Raw genomic sequence first — 8114 nt, 5'->3', positions numbered from 1 at the left:
CATGACGTGGCGCTGGCGCGCGGCGCGGCGGGCGCGCCCCTGGTGTTGTCCGCCAGCGATGCGCAGCCCCATGCCTTCGACCCGGCGGCCCTGCGCGCCGCCGCGGCGCGGCTGGTCCCCGGCGCCCGGCTCGCCCGTGTCGACACGCTGGATGCCTACGACTTCTATTACTACGCCCGCGACGAGCACGCGATGCTGGGCCACGTCGAAAAGCCGCTGCCCGCGTGGCGGCTGGTCTATGACGATCCGCAAGCGACCTGGGTCTATCTGGATCCGCGCACGGGACAGATCCTGAGCCGGCAGGATCGCGGCCCCCGCGCCAGCCGCTGGCTGTTCGCCTTCCTGCACAGCTGGGACTGGACCGGCCTGCTGTCGCGCCGCCCGCTGTGGGACGCCCTGCTCATCTTCCTGAGCCTGGGCGGCGCGGCGCTGAGCCTGACCGGCGCGGTGATCGGCTGGCGACGCCTGGGCAAAAAGCTGCGGGCCTGAAGCCCGCGGCCGGATGCACTATGCTCACTGCCTTGCATCGCGCCACACCGGAAAGAGGAGCCTCCATGTCCGACGTCACCATCTACCACAACCCCAAGTGCGGCACCTCCCGCAACACCCTGGCCATGATCCGCAACGCCGGCATCGAGCCCGAAGTGGTGCTGTACCTGGAGACGCCGCCCTCGCGCGCCACCCTGAAGGCCTTGTTCAAGAAGGCCGGCATCGGCGTGCGCGACGCGCTGCGCGAGAAAGGCACGCCCTATCAGGAACTGGGCCTGGATGACATCGCCCTGTCGGACGAGGCGCTGCTGGACGCCATCGAGCAGCACCCCATCCTCTTGAACCGCCCCTTTGTCTCGACGCCCCTGGGCGCGCGCCTGTGCCGCCCCTCGGAACTGGTGCTGGACATCCTGCCTGCCCCGCAGCAGGGCGCATTCACCAAGGAAGACGGCGAGGCCGTGATCGACGCGCAAGGCAAACGCATCCAGAAGTAAAAGGGGCGGAATACTCCCCCTTTTGTAAGCGGACTGACGGGAAACCCCATTACCATCGCGGCAATACGTTCATTGCACTTCGATGACCAGTCATGGATTTCCTGGAAAACTTCAACCAGTCCCTTTTTCTTCTGATCAATGCCGACCCGGCCACCCCGGTATGGCGGATCCACGCCGCCATGCTGGTGGCCAACCAGCTGATACTGCTGGTACCAGCGGTCCTCGCCGGCCTCTGGCTATGGGGCGGCCAAGCCCAACGCGACCTGGCGCTGAAAGCGCTGGCCAGCATCGGCGTGGCGCTGTTCCTCAGCTATGTGTGCGGCGCGCTGTGGCCGCACGCGCGGCCCTTCGTCATGGGGCTGGGGCATGCCTATTTCCCGCACAAGGCCACGTCCTCGTTCCCCAGCAACCACACCATCATCATCGCCAGCTTCGCGTTCGCGCTGATCTTCGACCGGCGCTGGGCCGGCTGGGGCTGGCTGGCGCTGGCCGCGGGCGCCATCGTCGGCACCTCGCGCGTGTACCTGGGCGTGCACTTCCCGCTGGACATCCTGGGCGGCCTGGCGCTGGCGCCCATCGCCGCCGCCCTGACCGCGCCGGCGTGGCGCCGCTATGGCGAGCCGCTGACCCTGGGGCTCCAGGGCCTGTACCGCAAGGCGCTGGCCCTGCCAATCGCGCGCGGCTGGATCCGCGCCTGAAATGAAAAACAGCGCCCGCAAAAGGGCGCTGTTTCGTTGGAGGCGCCGGGCGCGCCATCGGCGCCCGCCGCGATCAGCAGCGGCCCAGGTTCAGGCTGGAAATCATGTTGTTGAAATCCTGCCGCAGGCTGTTGCCGTCGGTCTCGATCGTGGGGCGCATCATCTTGAACGCACCGGTGCGCGCCGCGTCTTCCTTGTAGCGGCCGTTGTCCGTGTTCTCCAGGATCTTGCGGCCGCTGGCCAGGAAGCTGTTGACGTTCATCATCAGGCTGCTGCAACCCTTGGGATCCGCTTCGCGGGTCTTCTTGTCGAAGCCCAGCGCCATCTCATTCATCTTGTCCAGTTCCTGCTTGAACGCGCCCTGCTCGGCGCCCAGGCCCTTGCCTTCGAACACGCCCGACGCCAGGTTCATCGTGGACTTGCCGTAATAGACCAGGCCCGCGCGGTAATACGCGACCGAGTCCTTCTCGGCCTTCTCGAAGGCTTGCTTGGTATTGGCCGTATCCTTGATGGAAATGCCGCGATAGAAGCCGTTTTCCGCCTTCACGACCTCGGTCAGCGCGGCAACGTAGGCCGGGCTCTTCTCGCGCGCCAGCGCGCCCTGGTCCGACAGGAAGGTCTTGGCCGCCGAATAGTTCTGCAGTTCATTGCTCAGCGGCGCCAGCTTGCCCAGCGCGTCCGAGAATTCCTTGGCGGGCGCGTCGATCTCGGCGATGGGCGTCTGCATCGCCAGCGCCTTGTCGAGCTTGTCCTTGGTGCGCAGGATGGTGGAATCGTTGCTGATGACGAAATCCTTGAGCGGCTTGCCGTCCTTCAGCGCCGGCACGGCGTGGGTCTCGTAGCGGTCCAGCGCCTCGCCGAAGGTGGTGCTGATGCTGTTGGCGGTGTCGACGTACTGGTTGTACTTGATGATTTCAGCCTGAGCGGTGGTCGGCTCGGAGGCTTTCGCTTCCTTCTTGGCGCTATCGTCGCCGCACGCGGCAAGCGCCAGCGTGACGGCCAAAACTGCGGACATGCGCAAGGGGCGCGGCATAAACATCTTTGATTCCTGTTGCGGGTTGCTCTGAAGGGCACGGATGATATGCCTCTCAGATGCTGAACACGCTACAAAATCATTCTGTGCTGTCACAAGAGTTTTCAAGCCAGCGTTTTTCGTGATCGAGCAGCCAGCGCTTGCGGTGCAATCCGCCGCCATAGCCCGTGAGTGACGCATCGGCCCCCACCACGCGATGGCAAGGCACGACGATGCCTATCGGGTTGGCGCCGTTGGCCAGTCCCACCGCGCGCACCGCCGCGGGCCGCGCGATGCGCTGCGCCAAGCCGCCGTAGGTGAGCTGCTGGCCGCCGCCTATGTTGCGCAGCGCCTGCCAGACCTCGCGCTGGAAGTCGGTGCCGCCCGTGGCCACGGCCACCGCGTCGATGGCGCGCACGTCGCCGTCGAAGTAATCCAGCAAGGCGCGCCGCGCGGGCGAGGCCGCCGTTGCATCGCGCAGGTCGACGGCCTGGTTGCGATACTGCCTGCGCAGCAGCAGATGCATGCGAGACTCGTAGTCTTCCCAGTCGACCGCGCGCAGGCGCTGCTGCTCGTCGCTCAGGACCAGCATCAGGCCGATGGGCGTGGGAACGCGTTCAAGCCAGAACGTCTGGGTACGGGTGGACATGGGGCAGGCTCCTGCGGCTGTGGGCTACGTCCGCAATATAGGCCGGGCGCGAGTCCGGCGCTGGCGGTTTTCGGACAGGAATGCCGCATCCACAACACTGTCCGAAAAGCGCTAGATCCGATGCCCGCCGCGGCGTTAGCATCGTCGCATGGACCTGAACCACGACTCCTGCTACAGCGCCATCCAGGTGCGCGACGCCCGCTACGACGGCCGCTTCTTCACGGCCGTGAAGACCACGCGCATCTACTGCCGTCCGGTCTGCCCGGCGCGCACGCCGCTCTCGAAGAACGTGACGTTCTACGCCACCGCCGCCGCGGCGCAGGAGGCCGGCTACCACCCCTGCCTGCGCTGCCGCCCCGAAACCGCGCCGGAGCTGGGTCCGGGACACGAACTGCCCGAAGGCCTGGCCCGCGCGCTGCAGCTGATCGAGCTGGGCGCGCTGGACGAAGACGGCGTGGACGGGCTGGCGCAACGCCTGGGGCTGGGCGAACGGCAGCTGCGGCGCCAGTTCCGCCAGCACCTGGGCGCCTCGCCCGTGGCCGTCGCCCAGACGCGCCGCGTGCTGCTGGCCAAGCAGCTGATCCACGAAACCCGCATGCCGATGGCGGAGATCGCCTTCGCCTCGGGCTTTGGCAGCATCCGCCGCTTCAACGAGATATTCCACGACCTGTTCGCGCGCGCGCCCGGAGAATTGCGGCGTTCCGGCAAGCCGGAGGTATCGGCGGCGCAGGAAGGCGAGATCAAGCTGCTGCTGCGCTACCGGCCGCCCTATGACTGGACCGCCATGCTGGACTTCCTGCGGCTGCGCGCGATCCCGGGCATCGAACAGGTCACGGGCGACAGCTATGCGCGCACCGTTCTGCTGGATGGGCATCAGGGCACGGTGACCGTGCGTCCCGGCAAGGGCAATGCGCTGGAGGCGACGCTGCGGTTTCCGCGGCTGCAGGCGCTGCCGGCCATCATCGCGCGCCTGCGCCGCGTCTTCGACCTGGCCAGCGATCCGGTCGCGATCGCCGCGCAATTCGCCCGCGATCCCGTCATGACGGACCTGATCCAGGCTCGCCCCGGCCTGCGCGTGCCGGGCGCCTGGGACGGCTTCGAGCTGGCCATGCGCGCCGTGCTGGGACAGCAGATCACGGTGGCCGCTGCAATCCGCTTGGCCGGCAAGCTGGTGGCCGCGCACGGCGCGCCCATGGCGCGCCCCGAAGGCGCCCTGACTCATGTGTTTCCGCTACCCGAGGCCGTGGCGGCCGCGGAGCTGGCGCCATTGGGCATGCCGCGCAGCCGCGCGGCGACCTTGTCGGCGGTGGCCGCGGCGGCGGTGGCGGACAGGCATCTGTTCGACGCCGCCGGCGGCCTGGAGGACGCGGTGCGCCGCCTGCGCCAGATACGCGGCGTGGGGGAATGGACGGCGCAATACATCGCGTTGCGCCAGTTGCGCGAGCCGGACGCGTTTCCGTCGGCCGACATCGGCTTGATACGCGCGCTGGAACGGCTGGAATCGCGGGCCTATACGCCGGCGCAATTGCTGGCCCGCGCCGAAACGTGGCGGCCCTGGCGCGCCTATGCGGCGCAGCACCTGTGGACCGCCTGAACCCGGTCAGTCGCGGAAGTTCTCGAACTGCAGGGGCAGGTCGACGTCGGTCTTCTTCAGCAGCGCGATGGCGGTCTGCAGGTCATCGCGCTTCTTGCCGCTGATGCGCAGCTTGTCGCCGTTGATCTGCGATTCGACCTTGAGCTTGGCGTTCTTGATGGCGGCGATGAGCTTCTTGGCCACCGGCTGCTCGATGCCTTGCTTGATGGTGACCTTCTGGCGCGCGCCGCCCAGGTTTTCAAGAGGATCGGCCACGTCCAGGCAGCGCACGTCGATGCCGCGGGCCGACAAGCGGCCGCGCAGGATGTCCAGCATCTGCTTGAGCTGGAACGCGCTGGAGGCGACCTGGGTCACGACAAATTCGTCCAGTTCGAATTTGGCATCGCTGCCCTTGAAATCGAAGCGGGTGGCCAGTTCGCGGTTGGCCTGGTCGACGGCATTGGAGAGTTCGTGTTTGTCGACTTCGGAGACGACGTCAAAAGTAGGCATGACACGGGGTCCTGTACGGTAATGTTGAAAATGGCGGATACAAACTATCCGCCTATTCTACCGGCCCGGCCGCCCGCGTCATGCCGTCAGCACCAGCAGGCGCCCGGCTTGCAGGGGATGCGGGATCACCTGCGCGTCGATGCCATAGGCCAAGTACAGATTGGCTGGCGTCAGGACCTCCGCCGGCGTCCCCTGCGCGATGGCGCGCCCGCCGCTCAACAGCAGCAGGCGGTCGCACCAGCGCGCCGCCAGGTTCATATCGTGCAGGATCACCAGTACGCCCGTATTGCCGGCATGCGCCAAATCCCAGGCGCGCCGCAGCAGGTCGCCCTGATGCTTGGGGTCCAGGCTGGCGGTAGGCTCGTCCAGCAGCAGATAGCGCGCCTCGTCCTGCCCGCGGGCGGCCTGGCATTGCACCAGCACGCGGGCGAACTGCACGCGCTGCTGTTCGCCGCCTGACAGCTCGGGATAACGCCGGCCCGCAAGATGCGCGGCGTCGGCCTGTTCCAGCGCCTGCGCCGCCAGCGCATCCACCGCCCGCGGCGGCAGCTCCGGAAACGGGTAGGCGCCCATGGCGACCACCTCGCCCACGCTCAGGTCGAAGGTCAGGCCGGGCTTTTGCGGCAGCACGGCGCGGCGGCGCGCCTGCCGGCCTTGCGGCAGGCTGGCGAGCGCGGCATCGCTCAGGCTCAGTTGGCCCGAGTCAGGAAGCAGTTCCGAAGCCAACGCACTCAACAGCGTGGATTTGCCCGCGCCGTTGGCGCCCAGCAGGCCCACCACCTCTCCCGCGCGGATGTCGAGCGATACGTCGGTGAGGATGCGGGCGCTGCCGCGGTTCACGGTCAGGTTGCGTGCGCAGAGCGTCATCCGATTCTCCGTCCGCGCGCCAGCAGCCACAGGAAGAACGGGCCGCCCACCAGGCCGGTCACCAGGCCGATGGGCAGTTCCGCCGGCACCACCACCGTGCGCGCCAGCCAATCCGCGAGTATCAGCGCCAGGCCTCCGGCAAGAATGGTCGCGGGCAGCAGCCAGCGGTGATTGGCGCCCAGCGTCATGCGCACCAGATGCGGCACCACCAGCCCGACGAATACGATGGTGCCGGTGGCGGCGACCAGCGGGCCCACGATCAGCGCGCTGGCCAGCACCAGCCTGGCGCGCACGCGCTTTAGCGGGTAGCCCAGGTGCTGGGCCTCGCGCTCGCCCAGCAGCAAGGCGTTCATGACGCGCCATTGGCTCATCAGCCACAGGCTGACCAGCAGCACCCAGGGCCCCAGGAACGACAGCACTTTCCAGTTCGCGCCGCCCAGGCTGCCCATGTTCCAGAACGTCAGGTCGCGCAGCTGCGCGTCGGTGGCGACGAAGGTGAACAGGCCGATCAGGCTGAACGCCATGGCCGTGATGGCCACGCCCGCCAGCAGCAGGCCCGCCACGCCCGGCACCCGCCGCCCCACGGCATAGGCGCAGAGCGTGGCCAGCAGGCTGCCCGCGAAGGCCGCGGGCGCGGTGATCCAGAAGCCGCCCGAGGTCAGCACGATGGCGGCCACCGCGCCCAGCGCGCCGCCGGCCGAGATGCCGATCAGCCCCGGCTCGGCCAGGGGATTGCGGAACAGCGCCTGCATGGCGGCGCCGGCCACCGCCAGGCCGGCGCCCGTCACCAGGGCGAACAGCACCCGCGGCAGGCGGATGTCGATCAGCACATTGCGCCACAAGGCGTTTTCAGGCGTGGACGGCCCCCACAGCAGGGACGGCAGCTCGCGCAGGGGGATCGCCACCGCGCCGCTGGCCGTGGCCGCCAGCGCCGCCAGCGCCAGGGCCGCGGCCAACAGGCCCAATGCCAGCGGCGCGCTAACGCGCCATGACATGCGCGACCTCCTGCTTGAGCCGGGTCAGCGCCAGCGGCAGGCGCGGTCCCATGCCCAGGATGAGCAGGTCGTCCATCACGACGATCCGCCGTTTCGCGGCCGCCTCGGTGGACGCGATGCCCGGCATGCGCAGGAGCGCTTCCATGCCACCGCCCGCGTCCAGCGAGGCCTGCGTCACCACGATCAGGTCGGGCGCAAGCGCGCCCACCGCTTCAGCCGACAAGGGCTTGTAGCCCTGCTGGTCCTGCAGCACGTTCACCAGGCCCGCCAGGCGCATGACTTCGTTGGCCGCGGTGCCGCGGCCCGCGCCCTGCGGCGAGCCGGTGCGGTTGATCAGCAGCAGCGCGCGGGCCCGCGTCGCGGGCACCGCCTCGGCGCGCGCGAGTTCGCGCGTGACTTCCTCCACCATGCGCTCGCCGGCCGGCGCCGCGTCCAGCGCCTGGGCAACGCTGCGGATGCGCGACTTGAGCGAATCCACCGACGGTGCGTCCGACACCGTGACCACGCGCACGCCGACGTCGGCCATGCGCTTGAGCGCGTCGGGCGGCCCCGCCTGCTCCGAGGCCAGCACCAGATCCGGCTTGAGCGACAGCACCCCTTCGACCGGCACGGCCCGGTAGTAGCCGACGCGCGGCAGCTTCGTCGCCGCCTCGGGGTAGACGCTGGACAGATCGTCACCCACCAGCTTGTCGCCCTGCCCCAGCTGATACACGATTTCGGTCACGCTGCCGCCCAGCGTCACCACCCTTGCGGGCGGCGCCGCCTGCGCGGCGGCGGCCAGCGCCCATCCGACTGCCACTGCCAGCCATTTCTTCATCGCATCGTCC

9 protein-coding genes and 1 pseudogene are annotated in these 8114 nt (G+C 68.7%); 4 read left to right on the top strand and 6 right to left on the bottom strand.

Annotated elements, in window-relative coordinates; translation table 11 throughout:
* From HWY37_RS33775 to HWY37_RS33765, 3 genes and pseudogenes are all read left to right on the top strand, one after another.
* Positions 1–489 (top strand): annotated as a pseudogene (locus tag HWY37_RS33775) (PepSY domain-containing protein); the annotation flags it as partial.
* Positions 490–554: 65 nt separating this feature from the next.
* A complete protein-coding gene (arsC, locus tag HWY37_RS33770) occupies positions 555–983 on the top strand; it encodes an arsenate reductase (glutaredoxin) (RefSeq protein ID WP_175211537.1) in 429 nt (142 codons plus the stop codon).
* A 92-nt stretch (positions 984–1075) separates the two neighbouring features.
* Positions 1076–1681 (top strand): phosphatase PAP2 family protein, encoded by a 606-nt coding sequence (locus tag HWY37_RS33765; RefSeq protein ID WP_176090854.1) that lies wholly within the window; start codon positions 1076–1078, stop codon positions 1679–1681.
* 73 nt (positions 1682–1754) lie between these two features.
* Here HWY37_RS33765 and HWY37_RS33760 read toward each other — a convergent pair whose 3' ends face one another.
* Complete coding sequence (locus tag HWY37_RS33760) at positions 1755–2720, bottom strand: DUF3829 domain-containing protein (protein ID WP_175211541.1); 966 nt, start codon at positions 2718–2720, stop codon at positions 1755–1757.
* 73 nt (positions 2721–2793) lie between these two features.
* On the bottom strand, positions 2794–3342 hold the full coding sequence (gene ogt, locus HWY37_RS33755) for a methylated-DNA--[protein]-cysteine S-methyltransferase (RefSeq protein WP_175211542.1): 549 nt from the start codon (positions 3340–3342) through the stop codon (positions 2794–2796).
* A gap of 148 nt (positions 3343–3490) precedes the next feature.
* On the opposite strand from ogt, the gene HWY37_RS33750 reads away from it, so the two are divergent.
* The gene (locus HWY37_RS33750; RefSeq protein ID WP_176090853.1) at positions 3491–4936 is read left to right on the top strand and encodes an AlkA N-terminal domain-containing protein; all 1446 of its coding nucleotides are present in this window, start codon (positions 3491–3493) and stop codon (positions 4934–4936) included.
* Positions 4937–4942: 6 nt separating this feature from the next.
* On the opposite strand, the gene HWY37_RS33745 is transcribed toward HWY37_RS33750, so the two are convergent.
* The 4 genes from HWY37_RS33745 to HWY37_RS33730 all read right to left on the bottom strand — a co-directional run bounded on the left by HWY37_RS33745 (position 4943) and on the right by HWY37_RS33730 (position 8104).
* The gene (locus HWY37_RS33745; protein WP_059377757.1) at positions 4943–5425 is read right to left on the bottom strand and encodes a YajQ family cyclic di-GMP-binding protein; all 483 of its coding nucleotides are present in this window, start codon (positions 5423–5425) and stop codon (positions 4943–4945) included.
* A gap of 78 nt (positions 5426–5503) precedes the next feature.
* On the bottom strand, positions 5504–6292 hold the full coding sequence (locus tag HWY37_RS33740) for a heme ABC transporter ATP-binding protein (RefSeq protein WP_176090852.1): 789 nt from the start codon (positions 6290–6292) through the stop codon (positions 5504–5506).
* A complete protein-coding gene (locus tag HWY37_RS33735; protein ID WP_176090851.1) occupies positions 6289–7287 on the bottom strand; it encodes a FecCD family ABC transporter permease in 999 nt (332 codons plus the stop codon). Before HWY37_RS33735 ends, HWY37_RS33740 begins: the two co-directional genes overlap by 4 nt.
* Complete coding sequence (locus tag HWY37_RS33730) at positions 7271–8104, bottom strand: heme/hemin ABC transporter substrate-binding protein (protein WP_176090850.1); 834 nt, start codon at positions 8102–8104, stop codon at positions 7271–7273. Before HWY37_RS33730 ends, HWY37_RS33735 begins: the two co-directional genes overlap by 17 nt.
* Positions 8105–8114: the final 10 nt, after the last annotated feature.

Origin of the sequence: Achromobacter anxifer, from assembly GCF_903652925.1 — a bacterium.
Classification (GTDB): domain Bacteria; phylum Pseudomonadota; class Gammaproteobacteria; order Burkholderiales; family Burkholderiaceae_B; genus Achromobacter; species Achromobacter anxifer.
Note: the sequence above shows the minus strand (reverse complement) of the source record. Positions and strands in the feature narration are given on the sequence as shown.